General features: G+C 74.8%; 1 protein-coding gene. It reads right to left on the bottom strand.

The features are described from left to right. Positions 1–424 (bottom strand): ATP-binding cassette domain-containing protein (locus tag B7767_RS33700; RefSeq protein WP_143652768.1); only part of this gene is annotated, 424 nt, incomplete at its 3' end. Positions 425–734 lie beyond the last annotated feature (310 nt).

The following is a 734-nucleotide window of genomic DNA, read 5'->3' as shown; positions in this document are numbered from 1 at the left end:
CGGCGTCGAGCGCGGCGGTGTAGCGGTCGTCGGCGGCGGGGTCGCCCCCGGCCATGGCGAGGCCCGCCTCGTCCAGCGCGGCGAGGGCGGCCAGGGACGGGGCCAGCGCCGCCGAGGTGAGGGTGCCGACGGTCTCGCCGTCGCGCGCGGACAGCTCCTGGCGGGCCAGGCCGACCGTACCCGTCCGGTGCACGGTGCCCGCGTCGGGCGTGAGCAGTCCGGCGAGGACGTGCAGCAGGGTCGTCTTGCCGCGGCCGTTCTCGCCGACGACGGCGATCCGTGACCGGGCGGAGACGGTGACCGAGACGTCGTTCAGGACGCGCCGGGAGCCGCGGGTGACGGTGACGCCGTCGGCGCGGACATGGGCACTGGCACCGGCCTCGACGGGCAGGGACGAGGCTTCGGGGGTCAGGGTGGGGTTCAACGGGTGCTCCGCAGCTCGCAGTGGAGCCGGGCAGCACGAAACGACCGCCCGGCAGGGACCGGAACGGCGTGCGCTGATTCAGGGAGAAGGCGCCGCCGTCAGCGGGCGGATCGAACCTTCTGCGACCAGATACCTCGTGCCATGCCGACCACCTTAACAAGGCCGGCACCCCTGGTTCCTCCGGTTTTCGACGGACCGCGGCGGGACGGCCGGCCCCGGGCGCCGGACACCGGCACGCGCCGGGCACCACTGCGAGATCATGACGGCCATGGCGCTCTTCCTCAGAACCCGCCCCGGCGGCGGTCCGGCA

Origin of the sequence: Streptomyces sp. 13-12-16 (genome assembly GCF_002114215.1) — a bacterium.
GTDB lineage: Bacteria > Actinomycetota > Actinomycetes > Streptomycetales > Streptomycetaceae > Streptomyces.
This window is presented reverse-complemented; position numbering and strand designations above follow the sequence as displayed.